The sequence below is a fragment of the Listeria rocourtiae FSL F6-920 genome (genome assembly GCF_000525975.1).
Lineage (GTDB): Bacteria > Bacillota > Bacilli > Lactobacillales > Listeriaceae > Listeria_A > Listeria_A rocourtiae.
The window spans coordinates 1-14,976 of sequence record NZ_AODK01000009.1; the positions used below are offsets into that span (position 1 = coordinate 1).

Annotated in this window: 14 protein-coding genes, 1 pseudogene and 1 riboswitch; of the genes and pseudogenes, 11 read left to right on the forward strand and 4 right to left on the reverse strand. The window is 40.8% G+C overall.

Translation table 11 applies throughout. The features are described 5' to 3' along the window. Positions 1–305 precede the first annotated feature (305 nt). From PROCOU_RS04420 to PROCOU_RS04440, 5 genes are all read left to right on the forward strand, one after another. Positions 306–1,688 (forward strand): amino acid permease, encoded by a 1,383-nt coding sequence (locus PROCOU_RS04420; protein ID WP_036069927.1) that lies wholly within the window; start codon positions 306–308, stop codon positions 1,686–1,688. 117 nt (positions 1,689–1,805) lie between these two features. Beyond that, positions 1,806–2,810, forward strand: a complete 1,005-nt coding sequence (locus PROCOU_RS04425; RefSeq protein ID WP_036069929.1) for an inorganic phosphate transporter — start codon at positions 1,806–1,808, stop codon at positions 2,808–2,810. A 216-nt stretch (positions 2,811–3,026) separates the two neighbouring features. Continuing rightward, positions 3,027–3,680 carry an ABC transporter ATP-binding protein gene (locus PROCOU_RS04430; protein ID WP_036069930.1) on the forward strand — a complete coding sequence of 218 codons (654 nt, stop codon included), beginning with the start codon at positions 3,027–3,029 and terminating at the stop codon, positions 3,678–3,680. Continuing rightward, positions 3,680–4,846: a hypothetical protein gene (locus PROCOU_RS04435; RefSeq protein WP_036069932.1), complete on the forward strand. Its 1,167-nt coding sequence runs from the start codon at positions 3,680–3,682 to the stop codon at positions 4,844–4,846. The genes PROCOU_RS04430 and PROCOU_RS04435 overlap by 1 nt, the downstream gene beginning before the upstream one ends. A 43-nt stretch (positions 4,847–4,889) precedes the next feature. Then, a complete protein-coding gene (locus tag PROCOU_RS04440) occupies positions 4,890–5,192 on the forward strand; it encodes a hypothetical protein (protein ID WP_036069933.1) in 303 nt (100 codons plus the stop codon). Between the two features lie 70 nt (positions 5,193–5,262). Here PROCOU_RS04440 and PROCOU_RS04445 read toward each other — a convergent pair whose 3' ends face one another. After that, positions 5,263–5,763 (reverse strand): GNAT family N-acetyltransferase, encoded by a 501-nt coding sequence (locus PROCOU_RS04445; protein WP_036069934.1) that lies wholly within the window; start codon positions 5,761–5,763, stop codon positions 5,263–5,265. A gap of 24 nt (positions 5,764–5,787) precedes the next feature. Then, complete coding sequence (locus PROCOU_RS04450) at positions 5,788–6,519, reverse strand: glucosamine-6-phosphate deaminase (RefSeq protein WP_036069935.1); 732 nt, start codon at positions 6,517–6,519, stop codon at positions 5,788–5,790. A 264-nt stretch (positions 6,520–6,783) separates the two neighbouring features. On the opposite strand from PROCOU_RS04450, the pseudogene PROCOU_RS04455 reads away from it, so the two are divergent. Beyond that, a pseudogene (locus tag PROCOU_RS04455) lies at positions 6,784–8,479 on the forward strand (DUF6044 family protein). After that, on the forward strand, positions 8,472–9,443 hold the full coding sequence (locus tag PROCOU_RS04460) for a glycosyltransferase family 2 protein (protein ID WP_036069937.1): 972 nt from the start codon (positions 8,472–8,474) through the stop codon (positions 9,441–9,443). Before PROCOU_RS04455 ends, PROCOU_RS04460 begins: the two are co-directional and overlap by 8 nt. 339 nt (positions 9,444–9,782) lie before the next feature. Here PROCOU_RS04460 and PROCOU_RS04465 read toward each other — a convergent pair whose 3' ends face one another. Together PROCOU_RS04465 and PROCOU_RS04470 are read right to left on the reverse strand one after the other, a co-directional pair. Continuing rightward, positions 9,783–10,709 carry a DMT family transporter gene (locus tag PROCOU_RS04465; RefSeq protein ID WP_036069939.1) on the reverse strand — a complete coding sequence of 309 codons (927 nt, stop codon included), beginning with the start codon at positions 10,707–10,709 and terminating at the stop codon, positions 9,783–9,785. A 93-nt stretch (positions 10,710–10,802) separates the two neighbouring features. After that, a complete protein-coding gene (locus tag PROCOU_RS04470; protein WP_036069960.1) occupies positions 10,803–11,267 on the reverse strand; it encodes a universal stress protein in 465 nt (154 codons plus the stop codon). 248 nt (positions 11,268–11,515) lie between these two features. Further along, a riboswitch (TPP riboswitch) is annotated at positions 11,516–11,623 on the forward strand. An 82-nt stretch (positions 11,624–11,705) separates the two neighbouring features. Between PROCOU_RS04470 and tenA the strand changes: the two genes are divergently transcribed. From tenA to thiE, 4 genes are read left to right on the forward strand one after another with little or no spacing between them, the layout of a single operon-like run. Then, on the forward strand, positions 11,706–12,404 hold the full coding sequence (gene tenA, locus PROCOU_RS04475; protein ID WP_051994187.1) for a thiaminase II: 699 nt from the start codon (positions 11,706–11,708) through the stop codon (positions 12,402–12,404). Next, positions 12,382–13,188 carry a hydroxyethylthiazole kinase gene (gene thiM / locus PROCOU_RS04480; protein ID WP_036069941.1) on the forward strand — a complete coding sequence of 269 codons (807 nt, stop codon included), beginning with the start codon at positions 12,382–12,384 and terminating at the stop codon, positions 13,186–13,188. The genes tenA and thiM overlap by 23 nt, the downstream gene beginning before the upstream one ends. After that, the gene (thiD, locus tag PROCOU_RS04485) at positions 13,185–13,988 is read left to right on the forward strand and encodes a bifunctional hydroxymethylpyrimidine kinase/phosphomethylpyrimidine kinase (RefSeq protein ID WP_036069943.1); all 804 of its coding nucleotides are present in this window, start codon (positions 13,185–13,187) and stop codon (positions 13,986–13,988) included. Before thiM ends, thiD begins: the two co-directional genes overlap by 4 nt. Beyond that, a complete protein-coding gene (thiE, locus tag PROCOU_RS04490) occupies positions 13,981–14,598 on the forward strand; it encodes a thiamine phosphate synthase (RefSeq protein ID WP_077913322.1) in 618 nt (205 codons plus the stop codon). The genes thiD and thiE overlap by 8 nt, the downstream gene beginning before the upstream one ends. Positions 14,599–14,976: the final 378 nt, after the last annotated feature.

Genomic DNA, 14,976 nt, shown 5'->3' on the forward strand with positions numbered 1-14,976 from the left:
AAATTTTAATTGATAATTCGGTTTATTGATATGATAAATTAAAAATAAATCATAATCCTTTATCTATCAATAACTATAAAGAAAAATAAAAATTATAAGCGTTCTTCTTTGTTGAATTAGCAAATAGTATGGTACAATGAATTCTGTTGATAGCGTTTACATTGTGAAGTAAAAAAGTATGGTATTTGCATTTGTTTTACTGTATGATAGAAGAATAATCTTGAAAGACATTGTTTCACAGATGCTGGAGATATCAACTGATTGGTAAGGTGATATCTCCAGCAATAATTAAGGGGGAAATACATATGTCAGAAGAACGATCACTTGAGAGAGGCTTAAAAAATCGCCACGTGCAGTTGATAGCGATTGGGGGCGCGATTGGAACAGGCTTATTCCTTGGTTCTGGTAAGTCGATTCATTTAGCCGGTCCATCCATTTTGTTTGCCTACACTATTACTGGGATTTTCTGTTTCTTAATCATGCGTGCCCTAGGAGAATTATTACTATCGAATTTGAACTATCATTCTTTTGTTGATTTTGTTTTTGATTATCTGGGCAATGGGGCTGCGTTCGTTACTGGTTGGACGTATTGGTTCTGTTGGATTTCGATTGCGATGGCGGATTTGACTGCGGTTGGATTGTATACGCAATTTTGGTTTCCGAATGTAGCGCAATGGGTTCCAGGCTTAATCGCGCTCGTTATTCTACTCATCATGAATCTTGCTACGGTGAAATTATTCGGGGAAATGGAATTTTGGTTCGCACTAATTAAGGTTATTGCAATTTTAGCGCTGATTATTGTCGGTTCATTTATGATTATTAAAGGGTTTTCAACAGATGCAGGAGCGTCTAGCTTTACGAATCTATGGAGTCACGGTGGTTGGTTCCCTAATGGTGCGAGTGGTTTTATTCTTTCGTTCCAGATGGTTGTATTCGCCTTCGTGGGTATCGAGCTTGTCGGTCTGATGGCTGGTGAGACGAAAGATCCCGAAAAAGTTATTCCGAAAGCGATTAATAATATCCCAATCCGGATTATTATTTTCTATATCGGTGCGCTACTCGTAATTATGAGTATTTATCCATGGAATGACATTAATCCAGCGCAAAGTCCGTTCGTGCAAGTTTTTGCGGCATTAGGGATTGCGGCTGCTGCTGGTATTGTAAACTTCGTTGTACTAACTTCGGCGGCCTCAGCGTGTAATAGTGCGGTTTTCAGTACAAGTCGTATGGTTTACTCGCTTGCCAAAGAAAAGAATGCGCCATATCCAATGACAAAGTTGACGTCGCATAAAGTTCCAGCAAACGCACTGTTCTTCTCGACAATCGTTATTTTAATTGCGGTTATCCTGAATTACGTGATGCCAGAAGGTGTATTCACGCTAATCACGAGTATTTCGACAGTATGTTTCCTATTTATATGGGGAATCACGGTTATTTGCCACTTGAAATACCGTAAAACGCGCCCAGAGCTGGCAGCGAAAAACAAGTTCAAAATGCCGTTATATCCGGTTGCAAACTATTTAATTCTTGCGTTCTTAGCTTTCATTTTAGTAGTTCTAGCACTAGCGGAAGACACGCGTGTAGCTCTTTTTGTAACGCCAGTATGGTTCGTACTTTTGACTGGAATTTATCTCGTTCGAAAAGCGAAAGGGCAAAAACAAGAAGAGAACGCGACGGATTTAGATTAAATAGAATTTTTCAAGGCGCTCCTTTTCGGGGCGCTTTTACTTTAAACTTGAAATTCGTCCCATTCAGGCGCAAAATAGTATAAGGAAGTAAAATGTGCATGATTAGGGGAATGTTGGATGGATTCGGTTCTTTTAATTACTATTATCATTGTGATTGTTGGCCTAGCATTTGATTTTATTAATGGCTTCCATGATATTGCGAATGCGGTGGCGACAAGTATTTCGACGCGAGCGCTGAAACCGCGTGTGGCGATTAGTATTGCGGCTGTGATGAACTTCTTCGGTGCTATTTCATTTACGGGTGTGGCAGTGGCTTTGACATCGAGCATTGTTGATCCATTTGCGTTAAAAAATGGAGAGTTTGTTGTAATGTGTGCGCTTATTTCAGCGGTAACCTGGAATTTGATGACGTGGGTTGCGAAGATGCCAAGTAGCTCGTCACATGCATTGATAGGATCGATTGCGGGGGCTTCAATCGCGTCAGCGGGTAGTTTTGGCGTGCTGAATTGGGGTGGATTCACAACGATTATTGTTGCGTTGATTATTTCGCCAATTATCGGTTTTTCGGTCGGGTATTTGATTTATTCATTGTTCAAATTCGTGTTTCGGAATAAGAAATTGGTTCAGACAAATCGACGTTTCCGAATTGTTCAGATTGGCACAACGGCGATGCAAGCGTATGCGCATGGCACGAATGATGCGCAGAAAACGATGGGCATTATTACGCTGGCATTGATTGCGAGCGGTCTGCAGACGGATTCCACGATTCCATTTTGGGTGCAAGTAAGTTGTGCGGCTGCGATGGCACTCGGTTCGTCAATTGGCGGTTATCGGATTATTAAAACGGTAGGTACAAAAATTATAAAAATAGAGCCTGTAACTGGTGTAGCAGCAGATTTAAGTTCACTTTCGATAATTATGAGTGCGACGCTAATCCACTTGCCGATTAGTTCGACGCAAGTTATTGATAGTTCGCTGATGGGCGTTGGGACGGCGAATCATAAGAAGGAAGTGAACTGGCGAACTGGGAAAAGTATGTTGGTGACATGGATGATAACCTTGCCATGTGCAGGAGTTTTGGCGGCGGTAGTTTATTGGATAAGCGCGGCAATATTTTTATAATTTAAAAAAGGTTCGTCGGGATTAGATTATTGGAGTATTTTGGTGGTTAGGCTTTACACATTCATCATTTAAGTAAGGAAATATATGCTTTAAATTAAAAAATAGTGAATTTAAAATGCTAGGTATTTTATACTATGGCATTTTTTTTATTTCTAAAAAAACACGAGATAATTTTTTTGTGCTATGCTTTGTTCATACAGACTAAAGAGGTGAGTTATGCTACAAGTAGAAAATTTATCGATAACTTTAAGAGAGAGGCTTTTAGAAGATATGAATGCCGAGTTTCACAGGGGAATGGCTTATGGGATTGTTGCTACAAATGGTTCTGGGAAGACAACGCTACTTCGAATTTTAGCGGGGTTGATGAGAACTCAGCGTGGGGCGATTTATATGGAGGAGAGCGGCAAACGGTTGAACTTAGTGGAAATTCGGAAAAAGCTATTTTATTACGAAACATCTGATTGGTTAGATGGGCACTTGTCTGCGCTTGATTATCTTGAGTTTGTAAATACTAGCTGGGCAGGGAATAAGGCAGACATTGATGAAATTATTGAATACTGGGGTTTAGGTCAATTTGTTAAGTTGCCAATTCGTAAATATTCTTTAGGTATGAAACAAAAGACGTTACTGGCGATGTATGCGGCCAGTAGTACGGATTATTGGTTGATGGATGAGCCGATGAATGGCCTGGATGATGCCAATCAAAAGCGTTTTATAGAATTTATGAAGGGGGCAAGAGAGCAGGGGAAATGCATTATTTTTTCCTCACATCAAAACGATATACTTCATGAAATATCAGACAAAGTATACTATATAACTAATAAAAAATGGATAGACACAGCAGAAGACGTGCAGGAGGAATCGCGATAATGAGGCTGTATTTTAAGAAACTATATAAAAATAAAGGAAGTTGGCTACCTATTGGTGTCTTTGTTTTAGCGGTTTTACTAGTACTCGTCATGAATACGCGTGTGGGTGCGGAGAGAAATTTGGAGGGGATGGAAAGAGAGGATTTAGCTACAAATAAAGAGGCGTTGGTTTTAAATCAGCAGAGTTTGGAATCAGCACAAACCCAAGAAGAAAAAGAGGCTTTTGCTGAGGGTATTAAAATTAGCGAGGCCCATATAGAGAAGCAACAGAAGATAATTGATTCATATAGTAGTGGAAATTGGTCAGAGGCTTATAAGATAAAAATCGGTTTCATTAAAGAAGCGTCCGAACTTTATAATGAGGATATGCCGGATTATTCTTATATTAAAGAATCAAATTTGCGTGAAGTTGCTATTTATACCCAACTGATGAAATTGGATATTAAATCAGATCAAGAGGATCTGGAAACACAAGGTGCGACATTTTTGTATCGAATGTTAGCAAGTTTCTTTCCGGTATTTTTTATAGTAGTCCTATGTTTTACGTTAAACATATCATTCACAGATCGATTTTACAATCATTTGGACAGATCACTGTTGTTGCCACAAAAATATGTAAAAGGAACATCACAACGATTATTATTTGGCTTTTTAGTTGCCGTTACTTTGTATGTGATGAGTTGTTTGTTAGCTTATTTATCAGCAAGTATGTTATCGGGAGCCGGAAGTTTTGAATATCCTATAGCTGTGGAGAGGAAGGCGGAGTTTGTCACGATGCCAGTGGGAGGCTTGCTAGTTAAAGCGATGACATTGCAAATTTTGGCAATCATCGTTGTTGTGTTAACCGTAGATTTAGTAAGTAAGCTATGTAAACGGGTGATGTCAACTTTATTTGTATCTTTGCTTATTTTAGTGGTGCCAGTAGTTGCTGTCGGGAAAATCGTGCCACTGAATATATGGGCAGAATTTTTGCCTGGGACGTATTTTAATGCAGTTTCTGTAGTAGATAATTCATTGGCGATTTTATGTGATAATGCAGGAATTCATTTTTCGAATGGGGTGCTGGTGTTAGTTGTCACGACGATTGTCCTACTTATTCTAAACTTTGGAATTGATAGTCGCCGAAGTAAGGTGGTGAACTTAAATGCAGATATGAAAACAACTTAGTTACAAGACTTTCGACAGACTATAATGAATAGGGGAGGCAAATATGAATAATAAGAACAGACGGAGTTACGCATATAAATTTTTACTGGTCATCGCTTTATTAGTAGGGTCGGTTAGTGCGGTTCAGCCAAGTGTATATGCAAAATCGGTACCTTATATGGACAGATATGATATTAATTCCTATACGGGGAAAAGAACACGTGTTTCGAGCAAATCAAGGTCTGTGCCGAATAATGCATACTGGGCCTATACAACAACGAATGTAATCAAGAACGGCTGGAATTACACTAGATATATCAGCATATTCCATTATTACGATGGTAAAACCAAAAAATATTATCATTGATTAACAAATAGAACAAGGCCGAATGTTTCTACTATCACCATTATGGTAGTAGTACATTCGGCTTTGCTTGCTATTCCAAAAATAACACCATATGTTCTTCATCAAAATACGTGCTATCTAGCTTCAAAGCGTGTTTTTCAAGGCTGTAGGGTTGGAATCCAAGTGAAATGTAGAGTTTTCTTGCCTGCTGGTTGGCAGTTACTACGGATAAATAGACTTGTTCTACGCCCTGTAATTGCTTTGCTTGCTCGATTGCCGTGCCAATTAAGGCTTTACCAACACCGCTACCACGTCTTTCTGGTGTGACGTACATGGCGACGATGTTGGCTCGGTGCCTCATTTTGATGCGTTCTTCTCGAATTAAAGTTACAACGCCTACAAGATTACCTCCTGAAAAAGCACCAAACGTCAGAGAATATGGTGATTGAAAGCGAATTTCGTATTTTTGTAACGCATTATATTTCTCTTCTTCAAAGCTTGTCGCAAAAGATGCGGGGCTTTCCTTTAGGGCTTGGAGTCTGATTTGGATGTATCGATCGATATCTGCCATCGTTAATAATCTGATTTCCATATGTTCACCCCTGATTCCAAGTTTTTAGTACTTAGTCAGTAATGATCCTGCTTCTTCGTCGATAATAAACACAACGTTTGGATGTTTTTGTAAAATGGATGCTGGGCAGTCTTCGGTAATTGGTCCTTCCAAAGTTGCTTTCACAGCCTCTGCTTTTCTTGTGCCAGAAGCAGTTACGAGGATTTGTTCGGCTTCCATCATATCAGCAAGGCCGAGCGTCAGCATTTGTTCTGGCGCCTCTTCGCGTGTGACTTTGTAGTAGAGCATTGTACTATTAATCGTTGAATCATCGCTATCTGCCAGGAATAAGCGAGAGTCAAAAGGTGTTCCTGGTTCATTTGCACCAAGGTGAGCGTTTACACCAAGGCCAAGAATTTGTAAATCACGTTTGTTATCAGCCAAAATCTTATTATAGCGGGCAATCTCTTCGTCAAAATTGGATAAACTACCGTCTAATAAGGCAATCTCGCGAGGTTGCTTTTTAATTTGATCATAGAATTTTTGATGCATGTAGTTGAAAACGGTGAATGATTGCTCGCGGGGTGCGATAAATTCATCGAGATTCATCATAAACACTTTTTCGATGTCGATTGCATCATTATTGACACCTTCTACGAGTTTTTCGAACATACCGTCATAACTTGCGCCAGTTGTTGTATTGATGACTGGATTTTCTTTAGAATCGATGACTGCTTTCACGACGTCATACGCTTTTTCGGACATTTGGTCATATGTTTTTGTGCGGATAATTTTCATTAGTTCTCCTCCTTGTCATTAGCTCTAGAATAACGTTTTTCTGTTTATTTTGCAACATTCAGACTGAAAAAGCGAGTTTGGAAAAATAAGTTGCTCGAAATAATAATTTTTTTAGAGATTAATAAATAGTATGCCAAACTGAAAAAGTATTTGATTATAGCGATAAAGAGATTTTGCGTGTGTTAATTTACTTTATCGTCTTTTTTGCGATGTCTGGGAAGTATTGTTATAATTGAAAACAGATGCAAAAAGAGGTGAAATTACATGAAAACATGGTTAGTAGAAAGAAAACAGGAAATATTAGCAATTGCGTTGTTAGCTATTTTTACAGCGCCGTTATTTATTCTTGGAGGAAATAGTCATATCCGAATTCATGATAATTTGGATTCTAATATGACGTGGTATCGTGTGTTACTTAATAGTGGAAATTATTTGGCGAAAACAGGGAGTAATATTCCTCAGATGTTGGATGGTGTTGCGCCGAGGGATGCGTTTGATTCGCAGTTTGTTGGGATTGTGTGGTTGTATGCTATTTTCCCAACGCCACTTGCCTTTGCGTTTAGTCAGCTAATTACAAGGGTATTCGCATTCATTGGTATGCGACTGTGGTTGCGGGATTATATTATTAAGGATCCATCCAAAAAATACATAACGCTTTTCGTCGCTTTAGCATTTGCCTTGACACCTTTTTGGCCGTCAGGAATGCTTAGTACCTTAGGGATGCCACTTGCGTTATGGGCATTCTTGAACATTCGTAAAGGGAAGAAAAGTATCTGGAATTGGTTGATTTTGACGCTGTTGCCGTTTTATTCAAGTCTAATTCTTGGTTTTTGTTTCTTATTATTTTTAGTAGCATGTATTTGGGTTTATGATGTTGTGAAGAAGCGTGGTTGGAACTGGCGCTTTTTTTGGAAGTATTGCGTATATGTCGGCTATTTATTGTGTGGTGAATTATCGGTTTATCTCGCAAATGTTTTTCCAATCAAATGAGCCAGATTCAAGAAGTGCGTTTGATTTACCCAACAATAGTTTTTTAGGGTCTATTAGGCTGACATTTAAGAACTTTACGATTGGTCATACGCATGATCAGTCACTTGCGACTTATGTTGTGCTACCGCTGATTTTATTGGCATTCATCATGATATTGATAAGGAAAGAATGGCGTAGTCAAAAGCCGTTTTTATGGCTACTGGCGTTGAACTTTTCGCTGTCGGTTTGGTATGCTTTTTGGTGGTGGGGAGCTTGGAATCCTATTAAGGAACAGATTTCGATTATGCGAGCGTTTAACTTCTCTAGGTTTCACTTCTTACAGCCGTTTATTTTCTATGGGTTATTTGCCTTAGCGCTTGTCTATTTTGCGAGTAAAGGTGGTTGGTGGAAGAAGCTAGCGATATTAGGGCTGGTTTTGCAGATTGGGGTTGTTTTCGCTTGGAATTCAGAAGTTCTGTACCGAAATGCTGGCACGCCTTCTATTGATCAATTTTATGCGCGAGATCAGTTTAAAGAGATTAAAGATTACATTGGGAAGCCGCAGAAGGATTATCGGGTGGCGAGTATTGGGATTCATCCTTCTATTTCACAGGAAAATGGTTTTTATACGTTGGATGGTTATGTAAATTCGTATCCGCTTAGCTATAAGGCAAAATTCCGTGAAATCATTGCGAAGGAACTGGATAAGAGCCCGTTATTGAAAGATTATTATGATGGTTGGGGAAATCGTGTGTATATTTTCTCAGCGGAACTAGGTAAACACTATTTATTTGACAAAAATTCTACAAAACATATTAAAAATTTAGAGCTTGATACAAAGGTTTTTAAAGAGATGGGCGGGGAATACATCATTTCAGCAGTACCGATTGATAATGCCACGCAGAATAATATACATTTAGAGAAAACGTTTGAGGATAATCAGTCCGCTTGGAAAATATACTTGTACAAAGTAGGTGACTTGAATGCGTAATAAACCGATGTTAACAATCATTGTTCCTTGTTACAACGAGGAGGAAGTTTTGAATGAGACGATGCAACAATTGGGATTGGTGTTACGGGGGATGAAAGAGCGTTCCGTGATACATGAAGGTAGTGACTTGCTATTTGTGGATGATGGTAGTCGCGATAAAACGTGGGAAATTATTGCGGGTGCGATGGCTAAGCATGATTATATTAATGGTGTGAAGTTAAGTCGGAATTTTGGTCACCAGAATGCGCTTCTTGCTGGCATGCAGGCGGCAGAAGGGCGTGCGGATTGTATTATTTCGATTGATTCGGATTTGCAAGATGATGTAGGTGTTATTCCGGATTTTGTGGAGAAATATCGTGCGGGTTATGAGGTCGTATATGGGATTCGTGATGAGCGTAAGACGGATACGCGGTTTAAGCGTGGTTCGGCGCATTTATTTTATAGTATGATGGGAAAGTTTGGGATTCATTTGGTTCCAGATCATGCGGATTATCGATTGCTTGGGAGTCTGGCATTGCAGGAGATGAACCTTTTTCCAGAGAATAATATTTTCTTGCGGGGGATTGTGCCGCTGATAGGTTTTAAATCGGATAAGGTTTATTATCATCGAAAAGAGCGATTTGCTGGTGAGTCAAAGTATCCGTTGAAGAAGATGCTTGCTTTTGCGGCGGACGGTTTGACTTCGTTTAGTGTAGCGCCGATTCGATTGGTAACGGGACTTGGAGCGTTAATGTTTGTCATCGCAATTGTGATTGGCATTTATACGTTTATTCAGCATTTATCTGGTACAGCAACGACAGGATGGTCATCTTTAATGCTATCGATTTGGGTCATTGGAGGCGTTCAAATGATTAGTCTCGGCGTTGTTGGTGAGTATATTGGGCGTATTTATTCTGAGGTGAAACAGAGACCGCGATTTATTGTGGAACAGAATTCATATGTTGGTAGTGAGCACATAGAATAACTTTGAATCATGGATGGGGTATATTACTCATCCATGATTTAGCGTGTCGACAAACGCTCATTGTTGGGACTCTTCGACTGAAAGGAGTTAGAGCCCCAATATGCAGGAGAACAAAGTGAGCCTGTAATCCATTAGGTTAAAAACTCCGTTCCAGTGCTCTTCTACACGGTGTTTCGCATAACTTCTCACATGGTCGGGGATACTTCTCCCTCCCTGTTTTCAGTCATCATACCCAAGTACGCTCCGCGCTGGTACTTGCTTTTGCCTAGAAACTAAGCATTTGTCGACACGCTGAAGTTTAGCGAGAAATCACGTAAAGTAGTTTTTCTACAGTCTGAATCATGGATTTCGGATTCTTTTTCTAGCACGAATGAGCTCAGGTAAGGCACCAGATCCTAGCACGACACCGATGATAATTAGAATAAAGCCGAGAATCTGCATGAAACGGATTTGTTCATTTAGAAATAAGGCCGCACCGATTAGCGAGAAAAATGGATTAAGATTCATAAAAATAGCTGTTTTCGATGGACCGATTTGCCCGACTGCAAAGTTATAAATTAAGTTGCCAAATGCTGTTGCAAGTAAGGCTGAAGTGAGGAATAGTAGCCACATGGATGGTGAATGGTCACTCATTTGGGCGAGGCCGCTTGGTTCTTCAATAAGGCTAGTGAAAAATAGTAAGATGGAGCCGATTAGTAGCATGTACGCGGTCATTAGACGTGGGTCGAGCGAGCCGGAGATGCGTTTGATTATGATGAAGCTGAAACATTGGGATAAGATTGCAATGAAGACGTAGATATCTCCTAATGAGGCGCCAGATAGTCCTTGCCCACCAGTTAGTACGATGAGTGAAACGCCGAAAAGTCCAGATACAAGGCCGATTAGTTGTGGAATAGAAATGGCTTCACGCAAAAAAATAACGGCTAATATAGCTGTTAGAATTGGACCGATTCCTAAGATAAGGCCGCCATTCGTCCCTGTAGTCATGGTTAGACCTGATGCTAGGAAGTAATGATGTAAAAAAATATTGAAAAGACTTCCTGCAAATATGTATAAAAATTCGCGACGTGTTGGGAGTCTAAATTTCCCGATGAACAATAAAAAAAGGAAGACAGCGATTGCGGCTGTAAATATTCGAAAGGATGTCATCGTAATAGGTGGGAAATGGGAGACTAGAATTTTGGTTGCGGTTACGTTTAGTCCCCAGCTTGCCATGACGAGAACTAATAGGAGATAGAGATTTGTTTGTTTTTTTCCGTTTTGCATGTTGATATGAGCCTTCTTTCTTTGCTACTGTATAACAGGTAGTATAGCATAATAAAACCAAGCAGAGAACGTATATCTACTTGGTTTGTTTGATTATTCGACTTTTTTACGGTCGCGCCAGTTTTTTCCTCGGACAATGATAACGTCACATGGTGCATGAGAGGCGATATAGGATGATACGCTACCCATGATAAACTCTTCGGTTGGTGTTAGTCCGGTAGATCCGACAAGCACTAAATCGGGGTTGAATTTGCTGATAAATTTTTTCACAAAAGTTGTTTTTGGTGTTCCAAATTTAACGAAGGTTTCTACATTTTCGACGCCGAGTTTTTCTGCTTCGGTTTTATAAATTTCGACGAGACCTTTGCCGTATTCTTTGGCTTTTTTTGCGTATGTTTGCTCATAGTCGATAAGTGGCGCGATTCGACGAACATCTGCGACAAAACCGATTCCGAGTACTGCTCCGTCTCTTTTAGCAATTTGAATACCACGCTTTAGAGCTTCTTCTGCTTCATTGGAGCCGTCCACACCTACTAAAATCCTATGATAGATTGTCATTTGACTTCCCATCCTCTCTACGTTGGTTTCCCCTTAGTACCTCCATACCCATTTTTTCGGTGGATAACGCGTATTTTTTGGAGAATCGGATTTATTTGTGGTACACTTGTGGTGAAAAACGAATAGTTGGAGAATGGAATACGACACAAGACAAAGCGATATTTTTGTCCTTTTTAGTTGGATGAAAATAATGCTTTGCGTAAATCGAGCGAACGCTTGCCGCCGATTTACCTTGTGTAGTAACCAATCTCTTATACTGGGGGAGTCTTACTTAAGACCGAGATATGAATACTAATTCATGGACCCTTTGAACCTGTTGAGTTAGCACTCGCGTAGGGAAGTATTGGGAACTTGATGTAAATATCATGACGCCTTTTCTTGCGCTATTGCTGGTGCTGGAGGAGGCGTTTTTTTGTATGAAAAAAAGGAGGAGATGGAATGATGCGGTTTTCGGAAGTATTGCGTGCGGAGAATCAGGAGATATGGCAAAAGAGTAAGGATCATCCGTTTGTGAGGCAGTTGGTGGATGGCAGTTTGGATAAGGAGGCATTTCGTTATTATTTATTGCAGGATCATTATTATTTGACACATTATGTGAAAGTGATTGCACTTGGGATTGCTTATGCAGATGATTATGTGACGATGATGGAGCTTAGCAAATCGCTTGCGTCTTTGGAAAAGTCGGAGCTTATGATGCGAGAAAAATTTTATCCTTATGTAGGGATTGAGACGGCAGATTTGGATGAAATTGTGGCGAGCCCAGCGGCTTATCATTATACATCACATATGTATCGGTTGGCAGGGTCGCATTCACTAGGCCGTATTTTAGCGGGGATTTTGCCGTGCTATTGGTTGTACTGGGAAATTGGTGAGCAGTATGTGGATTGTATTAGCCCGGAGCCGTTGTATCAGTCTTGGATGGAAATTTATCAGGATACAGGCTATGCGGAAGGCTTGCAGCGACAGATTGATTTATTGGATAGGATTGCAGTTGGGCTGACGGATGATGCTTTGGCGGAGTTGAGGGAGGCTTTTCGGATTAGTAGTTACGCGGAATTGGCGTTTTGGGATATGGCGTACAAGCAGAAAACGTGGGATGGGAGAGGTGATTTGGATGGCGAATTGGTATCTTATTGAGAACGTAAGGGCGCGAAATCCACTAGTGCATACGATTACGAATTTTGTGGTGGCGAATGATTCAGCGAATGGCTTGCTTGCGATAGGGGCGTCTCCGATTATGGCGGCGGCTGTGGAGGAAATGACTGAACTTGGCGGAATGGCGGATGCAGTTGTAATTAATATTGGTACGCTGGATAAAGGGGTGGTGACGTCCATATTGGCTGTTGGAAAAGCGGCAAATATGGCTGGAAAACCGGTTGTTCTGGACCCAGTAGGTGTTGGTGCGACTTCATTTAGGCAAGAGACGGTGCGGTTATTATTAAAGGAGATTCGGTTTGCGGTGATTCGTGGGAATTTGGGAGAACTGGCGACTATTGCTGGTATTGCGTGGCAGGCGAGGGGTGTTGATGCGGGTGTTGGAGATGCTTCACAGGCTGCAGAGATTGCTTTAAAAGTGGCGCGTGAATACCGGACTATCGTGGCGATTAGTGGCGTTGTGGATACTATTTCGGATGGCAAGCGGGTAATAACAATTGAAAATGGAGATGAACTTTTACCGAAAATTACGGGTTCGGGTTGTTTATTGAGTTGTGTGATTGGTGCTTTTGTTGGTGTCACAGATGATTATTTGGATGCGGTTGTTGTGGCCTCAGCGAGTTATGCTATTGCTTCGGAATATGCTGTGAAAAGATTAGAGCGACGATTGCCAGCCTCTTTTCGCGTTGCATTTATCGATGAGTTGGCAATATGGGACGGGCATAATCAGGAAAAGTTGGCACAGATAAAGGAGGTTTCGCAATGATATTTCCACAAGCAGTCACGATTGCAGGGTCTGATAGTGGCGGAGGGGCTGGGATTCAAGCAGATATTAAGACATTTCAGGAGCGCCGTGTTTTTGGGATGTCGGCAATTACGGCGATTACTGCGCAAAATACGCTAGGCGTTCACGCGATTCATCCAATTCCAGTTAATATTCTAGCGTCACAGTTGGAGGCGCTAAATGATGATTTTTCGATTACCGCTGTCAAAACTGGCATGTTGGTGGACGAGGCGACAATTGATACTGTTGTTTCTAGATTACGGCGTTTCAATTGGGGTCCGCTAATCGTTGATCCTGTCATGATTGCTAAAGGAGGTGCACCGCTCGTGAATGATGATGCGATTAAGTCTATTCGCCAAAATTTGCTACCGCTCGCATCGATTGTAACACCGAACATTCCCGAAGCAGAGACACTGGCAGGTATGAGGATAAGAAGTATAGAACAGATCGAAAAAGCCGCGAAACAAATTCAAAAATTAGGCGTTGAGACGGTTATCATCAAAGGTGGACATAGTGAGGATAAGCAAGAATCACGAGATTATGTTTTAGATGGAAATGTAGCGTTTTGGCTAGGTGCGAAAAGAATAGACACAGAGCACACGCATGGTACAGGATGTACTTTTTCAGCATGTATAACGGCTGAACTGGCAAAAGGTGCAACGACGGAATATGCGGTTCGTACAGCAAAAGAATTCATTACACGTGCTATTTCGGAACCGATTTATATCGGTCATGGACATGGGCCGACTAATCATTGGGCGCATCGGAAGGAGAATACGTGACATGTTAGAAATTTATTTTATCGCTGGGACGCAAGATGTTCCTAAGGATAAGCTACTACCAATTTTGGAAACATCGCTACAATCAGGTATTACCTGCTATCAATTTCGTGAAAAAGAGCTCATGAATCCTGATGAAATCGAACTGCTTGCTAAAGCATGTCAGAAACTTTGTCACAAATATAGCGTTCCTTTTTTTATCAATGATGATGTGGCGCTGGCACTAAAGATTGGAGCGGATGGTATTCACGTGGGGCAAGATGATATGGCGATTTTAGATGTAATTGCAAGTTGTGCTGGAAAAATGAAAATTGGGCTTTCTGTCAATACGTTGCAACAAGCAAAAAATGCAACAATGTATGAGGAGTTGGACTACATTGGTGTTGGGCCAATTTTTGAGACGAGTTCGAAAGCTGATGCAAAACCGGTGACTGGTTTAGAATTGCTACGCGCTATTCGCCAGTCTGGAATTACTTTGCCAATGGTTGCAATCGGTGGAATTACATCAGGACACATAAAAGAGATTAGGAAGGCTGGAGCACAAGGCGTGGCAGTTATTTCGGCAATTACATGTTCGGAAAATATAGTGCAAACAGTGGCCGAATTTAAATGAGAATAAGAGTTTGAGACAAAAATCCAGACGAGATAAAAATCGCCTACCCACTTTTTGGGTAGAACGAAAATTTTGCTTCACACAAATCGAGCGAAAGCGTTTGTGTTCAAAGGATTTGGAAGGATTACATGTTCGCTTTGTTCACATGCATATTGGGGTTCTAACTCATTCCCTCAACAAAGCGGAGCATACGACTACATGTGATGACTGGAAGCAGGGAGGGAGTCTTATCCCTGACCATGTAAGAAGTTATGCGAAGCATCAGTGTAGAAGAACCGCTTGATTGTTCTATCCCTATTCTAAAAATCCTGAAAGAACGCCTATTCGCGATGCTCATAGGCATATTGGGATTGTAACTCATTTCCTAATCGAACAGTC

Excerpts from the sequence above, each read along its gene's own strand:
- PROCOU_RS04420 (WP_036069927.1), top strand. The coding sequence starts at position 306 with ATGTCAGAAGAACGATCACTTGAGAGAGGCTTAAAAAATCGCCACGTG.
- PROCOU_RS04425 (WP_036069929.1), top strand. The coding sequence starts at position 1,806 with ATGGATTCGGTTCTTTTAATTACTATTATCATTGTGATTGTTGGCCTA.
- PROCOU_RS04430 (WP_036069930.1), top strand. The coding sequence starts at position 3,027 with ATGCTACAAGTAGAAAATTTATCGATAACTTTAAGAGAGAGGCTTTTA.
- PROCOU_RS04435 (WP_036069932.1), top strand. The coding sequence starts at position 3,680 with ATGAGGCTGTATTTTAAGAAACTATATAAAAATAAAGGAAGTTGGCTA.
- PROCOU_RS04440 (WP_036069933.1), top strand. The coding sequence starts at position 4,890 with ATGAATAATAAGAACAGACGGAGTTACGCATATAAATTTTTACTGGTC.
- PROCOU_RS04445 (WP_036069934.1), bottom strand. The coding sequence starts at position 5,763 with ATGGAAATCAGATTATTAACGATGGCAGATATCGATCGATACATCCAA.
- PROCOU_RS04450 (WP_036069935.1), bottom strand. The coding sequence starts at position 6,519 with ATGAAAATTATCCGCACAAAAACATATGACCAAATGTCCGAAAAAGCG.
- PROCOU_RS04460 (WP_036069937.1), top strand. The coding sequence starts at position 8,472 with ATGCGTAATAAACCGATGTTAACAATCATTGTTCCTTGTTACAACGAG.
- PROCOU_RS04465 (WP_036069939.1), bottom strand. The coding sequence starts at position 10,709 with ATGCAAAACGGAAAAAAACAAACAAATCTCTATCTCCTATTAGTTCTC.
- PROCOU_RS04470 (WP_036069960.1), bottom strand. The coding sequence starts at position 11,267 with ATGACAATCTATCATAGGATTTTAGTAGGTGTGGACGGCTCCAATGAA.
- tenA (WP_051994187.1), top strand. The coding sequence starts at position 11,706 with ATGATGCGGTTTTCGGAAGTATTGCGTGCGGAGAATCAGGAGATATGG.
- thiM (WP_036069941.1), top strand. The coding sequence starts at position 12,382 with ATGGCGAATTGGTATCTTATTGAGAACGTAAGGGCGCGAAATCCACTA.
- thiD (WP_036069943.1), top strand. The coding sequence starts at position 13,185 with ATGATATTTCCACAAGCAGTCACGATTGCAGGGTCTGATAGTGGCGGA.